At 41.8% G+C, this 17,893-nt stretch carries 17 protein-coding genes; 2 read left to right on the top strand and 15 right to left on the bottom strand.

What is annotated here, in order from left to right:
* Window positions 1-103: 103 nt before the first annotated feature.
* Window positions 104-838, top strand: coding sequence for a bifunctional 2-polyprenyl-6-hydroxyphenol methylase/3-demethylubiquinol 3-O-methyltransferase UbiG (locus tag AB5062_RS02770; protein WP_005846839.1), 735 nt, complete (start codon window positions 104-106; stop codon window positions 836-838).
* 87 nt (window positions 839-925) lie between these two features.
* On the opposite strand, the gene AB5062_RS02765 is transcribed toward AB5062_RS02770, so the two are convergent.
* The 15 genes from AB5062_RS02765 to AB5062_RS02695 form a co-directional block, all read right to left on the bottom strand.
* Window positions 926-1,795, bottom strand: coding sequence for a F0F1 ATP synthase subunit gamma (locus tag AB5062_RS02765; protein ID WP_005846837.1), 870 nt, complete (start codon window positions 1,793-1,795; stop codon window positions 926-928).
* A gap of 2 nt (window positions 1,796-1,797) precedes the next feature.
* Window positions 1,798-3,390 carry a F0F1 ATP synthase subunit alpha gene (atpA, locus tag AB5062_RS02760; protein WP_005846835.1) on the bottom strand — a complete coding sequence of 531 codons (1,593 nt, stop codon included), beginning with the start codon at window positions 3,388-3,390 and terminating at the stop codon, window positions 1,798-1,800.
* Window positions 3,391-3,511: 121 nt separating this feature from the next.
* A complete protein-coding gene (locus tag AB5062_RS02755; protein ID WP_117678173.1) occupies window positions 3,512-4,069 on the bottom strand; it encodes a F0F1 ATP synthase subunit delta in 558 nt (185 codons plus the stop codon).
* Window positions 4,070-4,074: 5 nt separating this feature from the next.
* Entirely contained in the window at window positions 4,075-4,575 is a 501-nt protein-coding gene (atpF, locus tag AB5062_RS02750; protein ID WP_005846830.1) for a F0F1 ATP synthase subunit B, read from the bottom strand.
* Between the two features lie 10 nt (window positions 4,576-4,585).
* Entirely contained in the window at window positions 4,586-4,840 is a 255-nt protein-coding gene (atpE, locus tag AB5062_RS02745; protein WP_005846828.1) for an ATP synthase F0 subunit C, read from the bottom strand.
* A 31-nt stretch (window positions 4,841-4,871) separates the two neighbouring features.
* Window positions 4,872-5,963, bottom strand: a complete 1,092-nt coding sequence (gene atpB, locus AB5062_RS02740) for a F0F1 ATP synthase subunit A (RefSeq protein ID WP_012055505.1) — start codon at window positions 5,961-5,963, stop codon at window positions 4,872-4,874.
* 424 nt (window positions 5,964-6,387) lie between these two features.
* Entirely contained in the window at window positions 6,388-6,642 is a 255-nt protein-coding gene (locus AB5062_RS02735) for a F0F1 ATP synthase subunit epsilon (RefSeq protein ID WP_005846822.1), read from the bottom strand.
* 8 nt (window positions 6,643-6,650) lie between these two features.
* The gene (gene atpD, locus AB5062_RS02730; protein WP_005846820.1) at window positions 6,651-8,186 is read right to left on the bottom strand and encodes a F0F1 ATP synthase subunit beta; all 1,536 of its coding nucleotides are present in this window, start codon (window positions 8,184-8,186) and stop codon (window positions 6,651-6,653) included.
* A gap of 195 nt (window positions 8,187-8,381) precedes the next feature.
* A complete protein-coding gene (locus tag AB5062_RS02725) occupies window positions 8,382-9,929 on the bottom strand; it encodes a M28 family peptidase (RefSeq protein WP_022509051.1) in 1,548 nt (515 codons plus the stop codon).
* Between the two features lie 202 nt (window positions 9,930-10,131).
* Entirely contained in the window at window positions 10,132-11,259 is a 1,128-nt protein-coding gene (locus AB5062_RS02720) for a glycosyltransferase family protein (RefSeq protein ID WP_005846811.1), read from the bottom strand.
* Window positions 11,256-12,059, bottom strand: a complete 804-nt coding sequence (locus AB5062_RS02715) for a UDP-2,3-diacylglucosamine diphosphatase (RefSeq protein WP_032952872.1) — start codon at window positions 12,057-12,059, stop codon at window positions 11,256-11,258. Before AB5062_RS02715 ends, AB5062_RS02720 begins: the two co-directional genes overlap by 4 nt.
* Before the next feature lie 176 nt (window positions 12,060-12,235).
* Complete coding sequence (locus AB5062_RS02710) at window positions 12,236-12,673, bottom strand: PepSY-like domain-containing protein (RefSeq protein ID WP_032952883.1); 438 nt, start codon at window positions 12,671-12,673, stop codon at window positions 12,236-12,238.
* A gap of 102 nt (window positions 12,674-12,775) precedes the next feature.
* A complete protein-coding gene (locus AB5062_RS02705; RefSeq protein ID WP_005846805.1) occupies window positions 12,776-14,062 on the bottom strand; it encodes a HAMP domain-containing sensor histidine kinase in 1,287 nt (428 codons plus the stop codon).
* Entirely contained in the window at window positions 14,063-14,740 is a 678-nt protein-coding gene (locus AB5062_RS02700) for a response regulator transcription factor (RefSeq protein WP_005846803.1), read from the bottom strand.
* Between the two features lie 220 nt (window positions 14,741-14,960).
* Window positions 14,961-15,698 carry a NigD-like protein gene (locus tag AB5062_RS02695; RefSeq protein WP_016270450.1) on the bottom strand — a complete coding sequence of 246 codons (738 nt, stop codon included), beginning with the start codon at window positions 15,696-15,698 and terminating at the stop codon, window positions 14,961-14,963.
* Window positions 15,699-16,176: 478 nt separating this feature from the next.
* Here AB5062_RS02695 and AB5062_RS02690 point away from each other — a divergent pair, with 478 nt between their 5' ends.
* Window positions 16,177-17,724 (top strand): arylsulfatase, encoded by a 1,548-nt coding sequence (locus AB5062_RS02690; protein WP_011965849.1) that lies wholly within the window; start codon window positions 16,177-16,179, stop codon window positions 17,722-17,724.
* Window positions 17,725-17,893 lie beyond the last annotated feature (169 nt).

Here is a 17,893-nt window from a genome sequence, read left to right as displayed (position 1 = left end):
TGGATAAGTTACAGTGACAAGGTTTATATCTTACACAAGCATGTAGTATTTTCTCCACTAAATTGCCTACCTTTGCAACTTCAACAACAAACAATGATTCCAAATGAAAACAAACTTGCTTTCCTCCGATAAAGACCCGATGGGAACTGCCATCGCCGATTATTTCAACCACAACAAAGCAGATAAGTTACGTGTATTTTCCTCACAGTTCGAGGAAGACGAAATACCCGTGAATCAATTATTCCGCCCTTATGACGAAATGCCGGAACTGGAACAGATTGCCTTACAAATGGCCGAAGGAAATATTCTGGACGTAGGAGCCGGAAGCGGCTGCCATGCACTGGCCTTGCAAGAGATGGGAAAAGAGGTATGCGCCATCGACATTTCCCCCCGTTCTGTAGAAGTAATGGAAAAAAGAGGGGTAAGGAATGTCCGTCAGATGAATCTTTTCGATCCGCATTTTCTAGAAACATTCGATACAATCCTCATGCTGATGAACGGATCGGGCATTATCGGGAAGTTGGAAAATATGGCAGCTTTCTTTCAAAAGATGAAACAACTGCTTCGCCCCGGGGGATGTATCTTGATGGATTCCAGTGATCTCCGTTATCTTTTTGAAGATGAGGACGGGAGTTTCCTGATTGATCTGGCAGGAGATTATTATGGCGAAATAGACTTCCGGATGCAATACAAAAATATAAAAGGAGATTCTTTCGACTGGCTTTATGTCGATTTTCAGACACTCAGCCTGTATGCTGCCGGGAATGGATTCGAGGCGGAGCTTATCAAAGAGGGGGAGCACTATGATTATTTAACCCGCCTTCGATGGAAGGGATGACACTTATAGAAAGATTCCGATAAACTTGTCGCATGATATTCAAATTCTTGGGGCAAGATGCTGCGTATCTTGCCCCAAGAAAAAAAATCAGGCCATTGAACCGCCTACTATATCCAACAGCTCATTGGTAATTGCCTGTTGGCGGCTCTTATTGTACATCACCGTCAGATCCTGCAACAAATCATTCGCATTGTCTGTAGCAATCTGCATAGCCATAGTGCGGGCGGCATGTTCGGAAGCATTCGAATCCAGTAATACCGTGAACATCTTCATACGGAGTACCTTCGGGAGCAATTCCCCCATCACCACATCTACAGACGGTTCCACAATATAATCGGGTATCCTGCCTTTGTCCTCCTCTTTCTTCTCTTGTGTCAAGTCTATCGGAAGATAGGTTTCACGCGTCAGGACCTGTACTGCTGTAGAACGGAAATGGTTGTACAGCAACTCCACCTTGTCTATGTCACGATGCAGAAAGCGCCTCATCAAGTCCTCTGCCAAGGCGGCAGCTTCCTGATAGGAAGGTTTATCCGCCATATGCTGGAAATCGCCTTCGGCCTTGAATCCCAATTTCTTCACACCTTCCGCTACCTTTCTGCCTACCGGGTATAAAAGCACGTTCTCCATACCCAGGGACTTGTATTCATCCAAAATAACCGTCAGATGCCTGATGATATTTGCATTGAACCCGCCACACAGACTGGTATTGGAGGCAAACACGACGATAGCCACACGCTTCACTTCACGTTTCACAATGAAAGGAGACTCCACCTCACTATCCGCACTCAGAAAATTGGTCAGGATGTGATTCAGCCTTCGTTCGTAAGGAAGCATGTTTTCTATGGCAGCCTGCGCCTTATGCAACTTGGCAGAGGCTACCATCTTCATAGCCGAAGTAATTTTCCGCGTATTATTTACTGAGGCTATTCTTCCTTTTACTTCTTTCAGTGATGCCATGACTATTCGTTCACTTTAAATGGTTGAGCCGTATCAGCTGCTACTTTCTCTATAATTGCAGTTACATCATCATTTATCACACCGCTTGACAATACATCAAGCACATCTTTCTGATGGTCGGCACGCATCATCTCCAGGAATGATTTCTGGAAATCCTGCACCTTATGCAAGGGTACATCACGCAGCAAACTATGTGTACCACAATAAAGGATTGCTATTTGTTCTCCGACAGGCATCGGACTGTACTGCGGCTGTATCAGCAACTGGTTGTTCTTACGTCCCCGGTCGATAGCCATTGCCGTTACAGGATCCATATCACTGCTGAACTTGGAGAAAGCCTCCAGTTCGCGATATTGTGCCTGATCGATCTTCAATGTACCTGCCACCTTCTTCATGCTCTTGATCTGGGCACTACCTCCCACACGGGATACGGAAATACCCACATTGATAGCCGGACGGAAACCCTGGTTGAACAAATCGGTTTCAAGGAATATCTGACCGTCTGTAATGGAAATGACATTGGTTGGAATATACGCGGAAACATCACCTGCCTGTGTTTCGATAATAGGCAATGCAGTCAGTGAACCACCTGCCTTTACCTTGCCTTTCAAACTGGGTGGAAGGTCATTCATCTGTTCGGCCACTTCCTGCTGGTTGATAATCTTCGCCGCACGTTCCAACAATCGTGAATGCAGATAGAAGATATCACCCGGATATGCCTCACGACCGGAGGGACGACGCAGAATCAAGGATACTTCACGATAGGCTACGGCTTGCTTTGACAAGTCATCATACACTACCAAGGCATCCCGGCCGGTGTCACGGAAATACTCTCCGATAGCCGCTCCGGCAAACGGAGCAAAATACTGCAATGCAGCCGGATCGGCAGCAGTGGCAGCTACCACTATGGTATAATCCATCGCACCGCGTTCACGCAGCGTATTCACCAGACTGGCTACAGTGGAACCCTTCTGACCAATAGCTACATAAATGCAATATACAGGTTTTCCCGCTTCATAGTTGGATTTCTGATTCAAAATCGTATCTATAGCGATAGAGGTTTTTCCGGTCTGACGGTCCCCGATAATCAACTCACGTTGTCCACGCCCGATAGGAATCATGGCATCCACAGACTTCAGCCCTGTCTGCAAAGGCTGGTTCACAGGCTGACGGAAGATCACTCCGGGAGCTTTACGCTCCAAAGGCATTTCGCACAGTTCCCCGCCAATCTGTCCGCGGCCATCCAATGGTACGCCTAACGGATCGATGACACGCCCTAACATACCTTCGCCCACATTAATAGAAGCAATGCGTTTGGTACGTTTCACCACCATTCCTTCCTTAATCTGATCAGTAGGACCTAGCAATACCGCACCTACATTGTCCTCCTCCAGGTTCATCACGATAGCCATGATACCGTTTTCAAACTCCAGCAACTCATTGGCTTCCGCGTTGCGCAGACCGTAAATACGTGCTACGCCATCGCTCACTTGCAGCACATTCCCCACCTCGTCAAATTGCAGGTGGGTGTCGATGCCTTTCAGCTGCTGAAGTAAAACTTCGGATACTTCGCTGGGTTTTATATTTTCAGACATAATCTTTTTACATTAAAAATTGAAAATTAAAAATTAAAGTCCGACCAGGTATTAACCTTAAATTAAAAACCAAAAGATACAAACTGATATACTTTTACTTTCTAACTTATAATTTTTAATTTTATACTATTCTTCTATTTTTAGCTATAAACTGTTGCTTTACCCGTTTTATCTGGTTAGCTACGCTCGCATCCAATCTGTAAGTTCCGATTTCAAAGATAAAACCACCTTCCAGTTTCGGATCTATTTTGGTTTTGAACTCTACAGTTCCATGAGTTTTCTCTACGACCAATGCCCGTATGCGGCTGACTACCTCTTCCGCTACCGGACAAACAGTCGTGATTTTACCGACGCTGATATTCTTCTGTTTCCGATAAAGGTCAATGTATGACATAATCATAAACTGCAAGAATTTCTCTCTTCTTTCCTCCAGTACCAATTCCACAAAGCGTTTCAATTCTTCGCTCACCTTACCTCCTCCGGCGGCTTCGCAAATCAGTTTCAACTTTGTTTCAGCAGGCAATACAGGATTATCCAATGCCTGTCGAAGTTCGGGGATTCTCGAGAAACTATCTGCCAATATTCCGGCTTCCTCATAAACAGTATCCTCTGTCCCCTTTTCGTCGGCATAGGCCAGCAAAGCCTTAGCATAACGCATTGAAATGACTCCTATATACATAACAATCAGTCTTTAGAAACAGTTAATTCATCCAGCAAACGGTCAATCATTTCCATTTGTTCTTTCTCATCATCGAGGTTCTTGCGCAAAACCTTCTCAGCAATGTCGACAGACAGTACAGCTACTTGGCGGCGGATGTCGCTGATAGCGCTGTCTTTTTCTGCCTGAATCTGCTTTTTCGCTTCATCCAGCAGTTTCTGTCCTTCAACCTGAGCCTGTGTTTTGGCTTCCTTCAGAATACGTTCGCGGGTTGCGACCGCTTCATTCAGGATGCGCGCCTGCTCCTCGTGAGCCTTAGCCAATATCATTTCACTGTCTGCTTTAATATTAGCCAATTGCTCATTGGCTTCACGTGCAGCAAGCAGTGACTTGTCTATATATTGTTTTCGCTCATCCACCATTCTGGTGATCACCGGAAAACCGTATTTTGCCAGAATGACAAAAACGATACCGAAAACGATGACCATCCAGAATAACAGACCGCTATCAGGTGTTAATAATGACATGCTAAATTAATTATAAGAACAAAGTTAATAAACAAACAATAATGGCGATCAGGGCCACACCTTCTACCAACGCGGCGATAATAATCATATTCATACGGATATCTCCTGCCGCCTCCGGCTGACGGGCAATTGCCTCCATGGCAGAACCACCGATTTTACCGATACCGATACCTGCACCGATTACTGCAATAGCTGCTCCAAGTGCAGCACCTAATTTCCCTAAACCTGCCGCAGCAGCGGACTGTAATAAAACTGCTAGTAACATAATAGTTTGTTTTTTGAATTAATTATTTAATTTATTTCATTTCTTTTTCTTCACGCATCTCTTCTGTACGGGACAACCCGATAAAGACCGCGGACAACATGGTAAATACGTATGCTTGAATAAATGCGACCAATAATTCCAGCGCAGTCATAAAGATTCCGAATGCCACAGCAACAAATCCCATGGAACCATTGATCAGAGGTCCCATATTCGCCGTAATAAAAATGATGGATATCAAACTGAGAATAGCAGCATGACCGGCCATCATATTGGCAAACAAACGGATCATCAATGCAAATGGCTTCGTAAAGATTCCGAAAATCTCAATAATCGGCATCATCGGGAACGGAGCCTTCAACCACCAAGGAACATCAGGCCATAGAATCTCTTTCCAATATTCCTTGTTCCCCCATAGATTCACAGCCAGGAACGTACAGATAGCCAGCACAAAGGTAACGGCAATATTACCTGTAATATTCGCACCGCCGGGGAAGAAAGGAATCAATCCCATCAGATTATTGATCAGGATAAAGAAGAAAGCCGTCAGCAGATAAGGTGCATAACGCTTATAATCCTTACCGATACAACCCTTTATCACATCATCATTGATTGCCAGGATACAAGCTTCCATCATGCCCACCATTCCTTTAGGAGCTTCCTTTTCTACTGGATGTTTTTTGTACCAACGGGCACAACTCAACACTAGAATCACCAGAATGGCACTATTGACAAACAATCCGGTAACATTCTTTGTAATAGAGATATCCAAAGGTTTTACTTCGTTACCGCTAGCATCCTTTTCCACTATCTTACCTTTATATTCACCGTCTTTAGCAATGTACAGTCCTTCATACTCTCCGTTTCCTTCCTCAAACCTAGAAGAAAGAAAAACGTGCCATCCTGTACTGCTTTTTACGATTACCGGCAGTGGTATAGCTATAGGTGTATCTCCTATGTCAGTGATATGCCATTCATACGAATCACCTATATGTCCGAAAACGATTTCATTTACGTCTACCTGCTGCTCTTTATAGTCAGTATCCGACTCTTCCCGGGCATTGGCTCCTTGCAGAAAAGCGATCAGCAACATTAAAACCGTTCCTATATATCGTAAACTTCTCATATTACTTATACTTGTACCTATTACTTTTATGTTTTATCTCAAAATGAAAAAAGAAGCGGGTTTCAAAAATCAGAAAGATAATATAGAATACCATGTAAGTTCCTATAAATGACAGTACTTGATGTGCCACCGCCACTGCATAGACGGACATAATCAAGATGCTCAACATCATCTTCGTCACTTTCGCCACCAAGTAAACCGCCACCATTTTTTGCGGACTTACCCGATAACAGCATCCGAACATAAATATGTAAAAGAGGCCGAAAAGATAAAAAAATATCGGTATGGAGGGATACCAGGCAAAATAATACCTAGGCAACAAGGTGTGAAATACCAAGGCTCCTCCCCAACTCAATACAACCATTAATATGGTCAACGATATGATAAATTTTCTCTTTACGGCTAACAAAAACATAATTATGTATTAGATTTCCACACAGGCCGAAACTATATTGTCCCTCACCTCAACGAACCCACTCGATATTCCAATTGATTTCTCCAATTCGTCCTCCGTGTATTTTATCTCGCCTTTTATCAGTGATGATATCAGCGGAGCATGATCATACAGGACAGAAAAAGAGCCTAATTCCCCCGGTAGTGTCACTATTTCCACTTTGCCGTCAAACAAAGTACTTTCCGGAGAAACCACTATCAAATGAAGATCTTCATGATGTTCCATACTTACTTTTATTTCTTATGGCTGGCAGCATCCAGCAACTTCTTTCCCTTTTCTATTGCTTCCTCTATCGTTCCTACATTCAGGAATGCCTGTTCCGGCAAGTAATCCACCTCACCGTCCAAAATCATCTTGAATCCTTTTATCGTATCTTCGATAGAAACCATGACACCCGGCACACCTGTAAACTGTTCGGCTACGGCAAACGGTTGTGAAAGGAACCGCTGCACCCGACGCGCACGGTTTACAGTCTGACGATCTTCATCACTCAATTCGTCCATACCCAAAATAGAAATGATATCTTGCAACTCCTTGTTGCGCTGCAAAATCTGCTTCACACGCTGAGCCACATCATAGTGCTCCTGCCCTACAATCAGCGGATCAAGAATACGTGAGGTTGATTCCAACGGATCTACAGCCGGATAAATACCCAGTTCGGTAATTTTACGGCTCAATACGGTCGTTGCATCCAAGTGAGTAAATGTAGTAGCGGGCGCAGGGTCTGTCAAGTCATCAGCAGGTACATACACAGCCTGTACCGAGGTGATAGAACCATTCTTGGTAGAAGTGATACGTTCCTGCATCTGTCCCATTTCCGTTGCCAGTGTCGGTTGGTACCCCACGGCTGACGGCATACGGCCCAACAAAGCCGAAACCTCGGAACCTGCCTGAGTGAAACGGAATATATTGTCGATAAAGAACAAAATGTCACGTGGTCCGTTGCTGTCACCGTTTTTGCGGTCACGGAAAGATTCGGCAACGGTCAGCCCCGAAAGGGCAATGGAAGAACGCGCGCCGGGAGGCTCGTTCATCTGTCCGTACACCAATGTGGCCTGTGACTTTTCAACTTCATTATAATCTACTTTGGAAAGATCCCAATGACCTTCTTCCATGCTTTTCTTAAATTCTTCTCCGTAGCGGATTACACCAGATTCAATCATTTCACGCAACAGGTCGTTGCCTTCACGTGTACGTTCACCGACTCCGGCAAAAACAGAAAAGCCGTTATGTTTCTTGGCAATGTTGTTAATCAGCTCCATAATAAGCACAGTCTTGCCTACACCGGCCCCCCCAAACAATCCGATTTTACCACCCTTTGAATAAGGTTCCAGCAAATCAATAACCTTGATACCTGTGAAGAGCACTTCCTGCACAGTAGACAATTCATCAAACTTAGGGGGCTCACGGTGAATGGGAAACGCCCCTTCCTTACTCAACGGGCGCATACCGTCCACAGCCTCACCTACTACGTTCATCAACCGGCCTTTAATCTGATTACCAACCGGCATAGTAATAGGATGTCCTGTCGGAATTACTTCCATACCACGTTGCAAACCGTCCGTACTATCCATAGCTACAGTACGCACTGTGTCTTCACCAATGTGTTGTTGAACTTCCACGACTAGAATTCTGCCGTCATTGCGTTTGATAGTCAATGCATCATGAATGCTTGGAAGAAGCAGATCGGTGTCGATGCCTTTGCCCTCAAAATACACATCGACTACCGGTCCGATAACTTGTGAAATATGTCCAATAATCTGTGACATAAGCTTCTATTTACTTTTATTTGATAATTTACCTTTTCTATATTAACAAATATCGCAGGCTTTTTGTTTACCTACCTTTTGCTTTATATGCGCAGCAAAGGTAAAGATTATCTCAGTAGATTGAACTTAAGCTAACATTTTTTACACATCAATACGACATTATTCCACCAAAAGAAGAAAAAAAGAACATTTCCGCTACTTTTTGTGCATTCCTTCACGAGATAACTGTTTACTTAAATTAGCAATTCCCAAAGCAACCACTGCTGTTACCGTAGCTGCATGCTCTTGGTATTCTGGTATATTCTTCGTATAAAGATCACGTTCCGTATGCCATATTTCCCCATAAGAGAAATTATATCCTTTTATGTCTTGTGTATTGAAACCAAAAGTAGGCACTCCTTCCACTGCAAAAACACTGGCATCCGTACCGCCGCTTTGAGTAGGACGTTTAAAGGGTTTCGCAACCTTTACCTCAAACGGATAATCCGCACGGATCTCTTTCACAGGCTTGCACACTTCCACAAAATCATCATACATAGCCTGAGGAACGGAGATTCCCACCGGTGGAGTCGGCCCTCCGTCCCGGTTGAACAGATTGGCAATCTTTCCCAATTCTTTTGCATGAGTCTTGACATATGCTTTTGCACCCAATAATCCAAATTCCTCTCCAGCAAAAGCCACAAACAGTATAGTACGTTTAGGTTTTGCACCGGAAAGTGCAATCATACGGGCAGCCTCCATCATAGGACCAATGCCTGTGCCGCAGTCTATACCACCGGTTGCCACATCATAAGAATCAAGATGTCCGCTTATAATAACATATTCATCCGGATATTTAGTGCCCTTAATGGATGCTACGACATTATGATATTTCACAGGACCTAGTTTGAAATGATTACGAATATCAAATTCCAGCCAAAAGTTCCGTCGTTCTTTCACCATCTGTTTAATAATCTTGTATTGATGTTCATCCAACTTGATATCACAGACTTCGGGCAAATTATCAAACGTAGTATGGGGATCATTCAATAAAGCACGATCATACAAAGCACGTAAAGGTACAGGTGCCGACTGAATAAAGCCAAGTGCTCCTGCCTCACACATCTCTTTATAAAATAGTCCCGGCATTTCACGCAAAGGCTTCATGGCATGTTTGGTTCCTTTGCTCCAATTCTCTTCCATCAAGGCAGCATTCTGCTTTTCTATTTCTATATTTTCAGCTTTGATAGCAGCTCTCAACGAATCTCCTTTAGCAGAACGGTCAACAGGCCAACCTACATTTTCACCTGAGATCAACACCCAAGCGCCTTTCAACTGATGTTTCATGCGGTCCAGCTCTTCTTGAGTACGGGGCTCTATCAAAACATGCCCGCGTTGCAGACCTTTAGTACCTGAAGTGTAGGATGGAGTGACAAAATGCAGATCCATTGCCTGATCTCCCCCGATTAAACGTCCGAACCATGGACCACGGTTAAAACCTACCGGCAGTTCTCCAGCTTCTTCCAAGCGTACATCAATACCCCATCGTTTATATTCACGCATCATCCACTCGGCTGCATTCTCATACGCATCCGAGCCTATAACTCTTCCCCCAAAACGATTGGTGAGAATATCCAACTGATGCATCACCCGGTTATCTGTTTGGCCCGTTTCAATGATTTTCTTTACGGCGGCAGGTTGGGCAAAAGTAGTCCCTGCATACAAAGAAGCAGCTATAACAGCTGCCATGCACATTTTGTTCATCATGGTATTTCTGTTTGTTAGTTGTTAACGATTACAAATATATAGCAAATTTTGGAACTTCAACTATTAATTTCCAACAATTTATCAGGATAAACCGAATATTTTTGAAGTCGTACAATACAAACAGTATTAAAATGAAAGTTTATTCAACTTTCATTTCTTTCTGGCGCACACAACCATGACTAGATTTTTTATACGAAACTCAAATAAACTCTTCCACCAAATACATCTCGTTGAATAAAACTTGTTGATAATTGGAAGAATCACTCTCCAATAAATTTAACAAAGTATACTCAGCTCCACGTACCCAATACACAAAATCACGATTGGGATGGTAATCCTTCGCAAATTCCAGCAACTGTTGCAAATTAAAATCGGAGGAAATGATACCCGCACCGCTTTTTTCGGCATCATATGCATTACAGTCCTGTTCTATATGGGCAGGAACCATCAGAATAGGCTTGCCTAAATACATGGCCTCGCACACCGATTCAAATCCGGCAGTACTGGCATAAGCCTTGCATCCCGCCATCTGCCTCAAAAATTCCACATCATCCAGTTGATAAAAGCTCAATGTATTGTCCACTCTCTTCACCGGTTCCTCCTCCCACTTGTCCCAAAAGAAACGAAGCGGTATCCCGGGATGTTGCCTGTGCCATTTCATTACATTTTCACTGAAACCCGCATTAACCATATAGCCATGTATATAGTCACCGGAATAAGGTTCATGTAAAGTCACTTCCCTACGCAACAAGGGAGGAATCACACGGATATGATTCTGAGGATCATCCTTCATGTGACGAAAAGAAAGAGCCAAACGTTCCTTCGCCCCCAAGCTGGTCAATACGGTAAAAAACTTCAAAAGAGCCAAGCTTACTTTATCAGCCTTTGGAAATTCAAAACTTTTATGCAAGAACAGATATTGATGCCCTATACAGATCTGCGGAACAGAGGGACGGAACAGGAAATAAGTCAGTCCGGTCAGCAATTCATAGAAATTGATAACCCTGTCCGCACCACTGGCCTCGATACGCTGACGAATGTAGTTAATGCTATTGATATACACAGGAAGTTTCACTAGATTATATGCCACGCTCCGCATCAAACTCACCCGTTTGTTGGCTGGTGTAGGCAGAAAATTAGGACTGACAAAACGTTTTACAGGAGCATGGATGTTACGATTGAAAAATCCCGGCAAGCGGCGCGAACTACTTTTACCTACCAGTACTTCCACTACTTCGTGACCGTTCCGGCGCAATATTTCCTCCAACGTAATGGCTTGAGTAAGATGTCCTCTCCCCTCACCCTGTACTATAAATAAAAATTTCATGAGGCTGTATGTATTAGGGTAAACTCTTTATTATCTTCATTCTCATCAGCTAGTACATGATGGTATTCCATGATATTCCAATTCCCGTCCGCATCCTCAGTCAGTGCCGAAAGGCTTTCTACCCAATCGCCCGAATTCAGATAATGAATACCATCATAATAGGTATTAGCCGGATGATGGATATGACCACAAATCACTCCGTCACATTTACGTACACGTGCAAACTCCACCAACACTTTCTCAAAGTCCGATATATAGGAAACAGCCGACTTTACTTTTTGTTTGACGGCCTGTGACAGAGAATAATACGGTTTCCCCCACTGGGTACGATATTGGTTATAAAAGCGGTTCGCCCATAAGAGGAATGTATAACCTGCATCGCCCAACCGGGCTAACCATTTCATCTGTGTGGTAACCCGGTCGAATAGATCGCCATGTGTCACATAATAACGCTTTCCATGTGTTTCAAGGATGTATTCTTTGACGATTTTTACGTTATAGAATGTCATAGGGACCAAGCTGTCCAAAAAATCATCGTGGTTGCCGCGCACATAAATAACTTCAGTACCGAAGTTCTCCATCATCTTCATGATAACCTTAAAGAAATCAGTATGTTTTGCTTGCCACCTCTTAGTACCTGCCTTGCGCAAATGCCAACCATCTATAATGTCTCCGTTCAATATCAGACGGTCACAATTGACAGATTTCAAAAAGTTACTGACCTCTATTGTTTTAGAATGAGAGGTTCCCGGATGGATATCCGATAAAACCACTGTAGGATAATACGTTCTCAGATGCATATCTTTATTATTAAAACTATGCAAATATCCATGTTATCTGTTACAAGATCGTGTCGGCAAAATTACTATGCTATTAAAATTAATGAAAAGACAGGCCGTTTCTTCATGGAACAAGAAACGGCCTGCAAAGCTTCAGTTTATCATACATAAACCATACTTCAATCTATAACTAACAATTAATTGTCAATATCAATCACATTGAACTGCATATCAAACTTTATCTCCCAACCATTAGAAAGTTTCACTTCATAGTCATGCTTGTCCCTCTCGATCTTGAGCATCTTGGCATCGGGGTAATTCGTAGCAACGTACTTTTTTATTGCTTCAGGAACCACAGCGACAGGTACAGCGCTGTATTTGCAATTCACTTCTGTCCAAACACCTTTCTTATCGAATTCCAGTTTGTCTCCATTGGTAAAAATCACATCATAGCTTTTATCAAACCAGTCTGTTTCCATTTTAGCCATCGCCACCTTATTATCGGGGAAATGAGTTTTGATAAAAGTCTGTGCAGTCTGAGGCAATTGGTTTACTTGAATAGGTTTGTCATCATCCGCCCATACCACTGTTTGCAACGTAAATAAGCACACTAACAATAATAATACCTTTTTCATAATCGTCATTTTTTTTATTTGGTTCTACATTCTGTTTTCTGATGCAAATATGAAGGGAGATTCTGAAAAGAATTTGAAATTCTAAAAAAAACACGATTTTTTTTATTGATTATGAGTGGATGCATAAAGTGTAAAACAATGCTCCCCGCTCTTATATTCATAGCAAAGCCTGAGAGCCTGCATTTTACATATCGTATCTGCTATTGCCAAACCTAGACCGGTAGAGCCTTCTTTTTTCTTTCCTTGATAAAAACGCTCAAAAATACGCCGGGCATCCAGCGGTTGTGCCGCCCCTGTATTGCAGAACATCACACTGTGGGGAGTAATGACAATCCGGATGTGCCCACCGTCCATATTGTGCACAAAAGCATTCTTCAACAAATTGGTAAGCAACACCACTGCCAATGTTTCATTTATCGTAAGATAGAAAACACCTTCTTCCTCTATACTTGTTATGATCTCACGATATTGATACACTTCTTTATAGTCCTCCAGATATTGCCTCAATAATTTATTCACTTCTACTTGGACAGTATCCGTAAATTGACCGTTCTCTATCTTCGAAAGCAATAACAAAGACTTGTTCAACTTCGTTATATGTTCCAAAGTCTGGTGGGTTTTCATCAACTCTTCCAATTGGCTTTCTGAAAGATTTTCATCCTCCATCAGCATCTCCAACCGATTACGACAAATAGCCAGTGGTGTCTGCATCTCATGAGATGCATTACCAATAAATTGTTTTTGCTGTTCGAACATCTGCTCACTGCGCTCTGCATAACGAACAGCCGCTTCATTTAATTTTCTGAATTCTGAAACCCGGGTATTATTTTGTAAAGGCTCGTTTACCTTACCGATACGATATTTATCCAACCAATGAAGCAATACATAAAGAGGACGCATATTCCGATAAAACACCCACACATTAATAACAATTATAGTCAATAATAAAGCGATATAAAGAAAAATAATCCAACCTGCCATAGCATCTTTCAAATCTTCTTTTTCTATAGAAGGAGTCGCTACCGTCAATTCAAAAAACTTTTCGCCATCATCCTTAAAAATGGTCGTAAGGATTCGTGCAGGTTCAGTTTCATCTTTTTCAGGAATATAAACCATAGAATCTTTATAAATGATATCATCACAAGATCCTGCATATTCCTTCGTCACTTCACGCAGGAAATACTGATTGTTGGAAGCTGTATTTTTAGAAGGAAGCTCCTCTCCCGCCAATGCACGTATGATGATAATTTCCGAATAATCCTCCAATGAGTCATCCACTTCATCATTCACCTCATCCATTACAGCAAAATAGAAAAGGATGGCCCAGCCGGTCAATAAAACCGACAACACCAACGATATACGGATAATGATATAATAAATCAGTTTCATTTATTCCACTACCATTTTATATCCAAAACCATAAACAGCCTTCAGTTCAGGAGTAGCTCCAGCCTCTTTCAATCTCTTTCGTAAATTCTTGATTTGGGCATAGATAAAATCAAAATTATCGACTTGATCTATATGGTCGCCCCATACGGATTCGGCAAGTGTGCTTTTATTAACCAATCTGCCGGGACGGTTCATAAAATAAACCAGAATATCATATTCCTTACGGTTCAGTTCAAGCTTCTTTCCAGCTACGGTCACCCCATATTTATCGGGAAAAATTTCTATATTTCCATATTTGATACTATTTTCCCCACCTTGCTGATGACGGCGTATCACGCTTTTGATACGTGCATTCAGTTCCACCAAATGAAAAGGTTTAGGCAGATAATCATCGGCTCCGAGCTCCAATCCTAGCACTTTGTCTTCTATAGAGTCTTTGGCTGAAAGAATGATCACATTTTCCCGTTTATGCATTTCTTTCAACTTTTCCAACAAATCCAGGCCACTGCCATCCGGCAACATAATATCCAGCAAAATGCAGTCATAATCATAATCCTCTATCTTTTGTAATGCGGTACGGTAATCGGCAGCAATTTCCACCACATAACGCTCCTTTTCCAATGAGCGCTGAGTCACTTCACGCAAATTAGCATCGTCTTCTACTAATAGTATTTTCATAAGTCCAACTTTTGGTTCTTAAAGACAAAGAAACAAGATAATTCTGAAAAAACACTGAAATAAGAAAAAAAACGAAGAAGCCATACAATTTTTTCCATCAACCAACTAATAAACAACAAATATCAAACTAAAAACCGTTATCAACTATACAATCAGCCCCCTGCATCTACCACAACAAGATGCAAGGGGCCACACACAACTCTCTCTAATCAAACCCTAATTATTTGATTTCCATTTGAGAAAAATCCATTTGACTCAAGCCTACTGGTGACGGTGTTTCTTTTAAATCAAAAGAGACTTCCTTTTCACCATTTTTAGCCGAGTTTATTTTTACCTTTATACCCTTTGTTTCCGATGTTATTTTCAAAGATTTCAAATTAAAAGATACCGCACCGTTTCTCCAATAACCAGTAGTATCAGCATACGTATTGTAACGATACTCTAAATGAATATAGCCATCCTGGACGGGCGTAATTGTAGTGTTCTTTACCAAACTAACCAAATGTTTCATTTTAGAAGGCATGTTCTGATTAAAGATAATATTTAAATAACCACCACTAATCCACATATTACCTTCAAATATATCTACAGGATCATTTCCAAACTCTTCTTCATTCTCTGCTGTCAGCTCCTCTATAGGTTTAGTTAGAATTTCCTTTATACTCAACACTTTGACTGAGCAATCATATCCTTCCGGATAATTATCATACAAAGGATTGAAATAAAGAATAACCCGTTGTCCATCTATCGGGGAATACCAAAAATAATCAGTCGTTGCAGGCCAGATTTGTCCCCATCTGTCACCTGTAAAGTCATAAACATGGGCACCTTTCACATTTACAGTAGCCCAATCCACTGCCACATCACCAAGAGAGTAACCATCATCATCATCACATGATTGGAAAGTGACTCCCATAACTGCCAGGAATGCTAATAATAAAAGGTTCAACTTTTTCATAACTATAATGTATTAATCTATTTTCTACTTTTAAAAGTAAGAAAGAGATCGAATACTGCATATCATCCATTAATATTAACTTATTTTCAGTAAAAGTCTTGTAGAAAAACCAGATTCATCAAGGAAATAATAGAAACTTCCCGATTCGTCACGAACCGGGAAGCTTAAAACTGAGTTATATACAGATTTTCCCATTCAGGGGGAACATGGCTTTTCAGCCTTGTTTTGTTAAGGCAAATGGTTATATATTTTAAAGTTTAGTTTTTAGTGTATTACATTAATTTACATAACAAAAAATATGCCATGGGGCACATCGGCATCCAATACTCTAAAAATCAACAAAATAACCATTATTTCATTTTTCACATTATGTAGAAATACCACAATTTCATTCCACAATTTTGTAGAATTAATCCCCGTTTTTAAAATATATCTTTATCTTTGTAGAATTGATTACTCACTAAACAATATAATTACTATGAAAAAAAGACATTACGGAATGCTTTCATTGGCACTTACTTCATGCTTGGCTGTTCATGCGGAAAACAAAAATCAAAATACAGACAAGCCCAATGTTATCTTCATCTATGCTGATGATTTAGGATATGGTGACTTGGAGTGTTATGGAGCAAAAAACGTACAAACTCCAAATGTCAACCGTCTGGCATCCGAAGGGATACGATTTATCAACGCACACGCTACCGCCGCTACCAGTACCCCATCCAGATATTCCATGCTGACCGGAGAATATGCATGGCGTAAACCCGGAACAGATGTAGCTGCCGGCAATGCAGGAATGATTATACGTCCCGAGCAATATACTATGGCAGATATGTTTAAAAGCTCCGGCTATGCCACAGGAGCATTTGGCAAATGGCATTTAGGATTAGGTGATAAAACTGCACAACAAGACTGGAATGCTCCTCTCTCTGCTTCTCTAGGTGATTTGGGGTTTGACTATTCCTATATCATGGCAGCCACAGCCGACCGGGTTCCCTGTGTATTTATCGAGAATGGCCAAGTAGCCAATTATGATCCTTCAGCTCCGATAGAAGTAAGCTATATAAAAAATTTCCCCGGTGAACCTACCGGAAAAGACAACCCTGAACTTTTATATAATCTGAAACCGAGTCACGGTCATGATATGTCTATCGTGAACGGTATCAGCCGAATCGGTTATATGAAAGGAGGTGGCAAAGCATTATGGAAAGATGAAAATATAGCCGATTCCATTACCGCACATGCAGTTGATTTTATCAAACAACATAAAGACGAGCCTTTCTTTATGTATTTCGCCACTAATGATGTGCACGTTCCCCGTTTTCCACACAATCGTTTCCGTGGTAAAAACAAGATGGGACTGCGCGGTGATGCTATCGCACAATTTGACTGGAGTGTAGGTCAGTTACTCGAAGCCCTCGATAAAATGGGATTAACCCAGAACACATTAATTATTCTTTCCAGCGACAATGGACCGGTAGTAGACGACGGATATGATGACAAGGCAGAAGAGTTACTGAACGGGCACGAACCTGCCGGCAACCTGAGAGGTGGAAAATACAGTGCATTTGAAGGGGGGACTCGTGTTCCTGTAATTGTACACTGGCCTAAAGCCATCAACAAGCCGGAAGTCAGCGATGTGCTTATTTCGCAAATAGACTGGCTGGCATCACTAGCTTCTCTGGTAGATGCCCGTATTCCGAAAGGAAGTGCTCCCGACAGCTACAACCGATTAGCAAATCTATTAGGACAAGACAAAACAGACCGCCCATGGGTTATTGAACAGGCATCCAATCACACCCTATCCGTGCGTACTAAAGATTGGAAATTTATTGAAGGCAGCGATGGTCCTAAAATGATTCCATGGGGTCCGAAAATTGAAACTGGTTATTTAGGTATTCCCCAGTTATATGATATGAAACAAGCAGGTGAAAAGGTGAATTTAGCGACTGAACATCCCGAAAAAGTATTCGAATTACAACAAATATTGAGAAAAGTACGAGATAAAAGTATTCAGATGAAGTAACATGCTGAATACACACCAACCCAATATTTCCAAAAGGGTGAATCAAGACAAAAGAATCACATAAAGGGTCTTGAATTCACCCTCTTTTTTAATCAAGAAAATTTCAATATGGTCCTCATTTCAAAAGAACCAATCCTTATAGACAAAGATCCTTTTCTTTAAAGTCAAA

It is taken from the genome of Phocaeicola sp. RTP21359st1_B8_RTP21360_211022 (assembly GCF_040911965.1).
Taxonomy (GTDB): domain Bacteria; phylum Bacteroidota; class Bacteroidia; order Bacteroidales; family Bacteroidaceae; genus Phocaeicola; species Phocaeicola vulgatus.
Note: the sequence above shows the minus strand (reverse complement) of the source record. Positions and strands in the feature narration are given on the sequence as shown.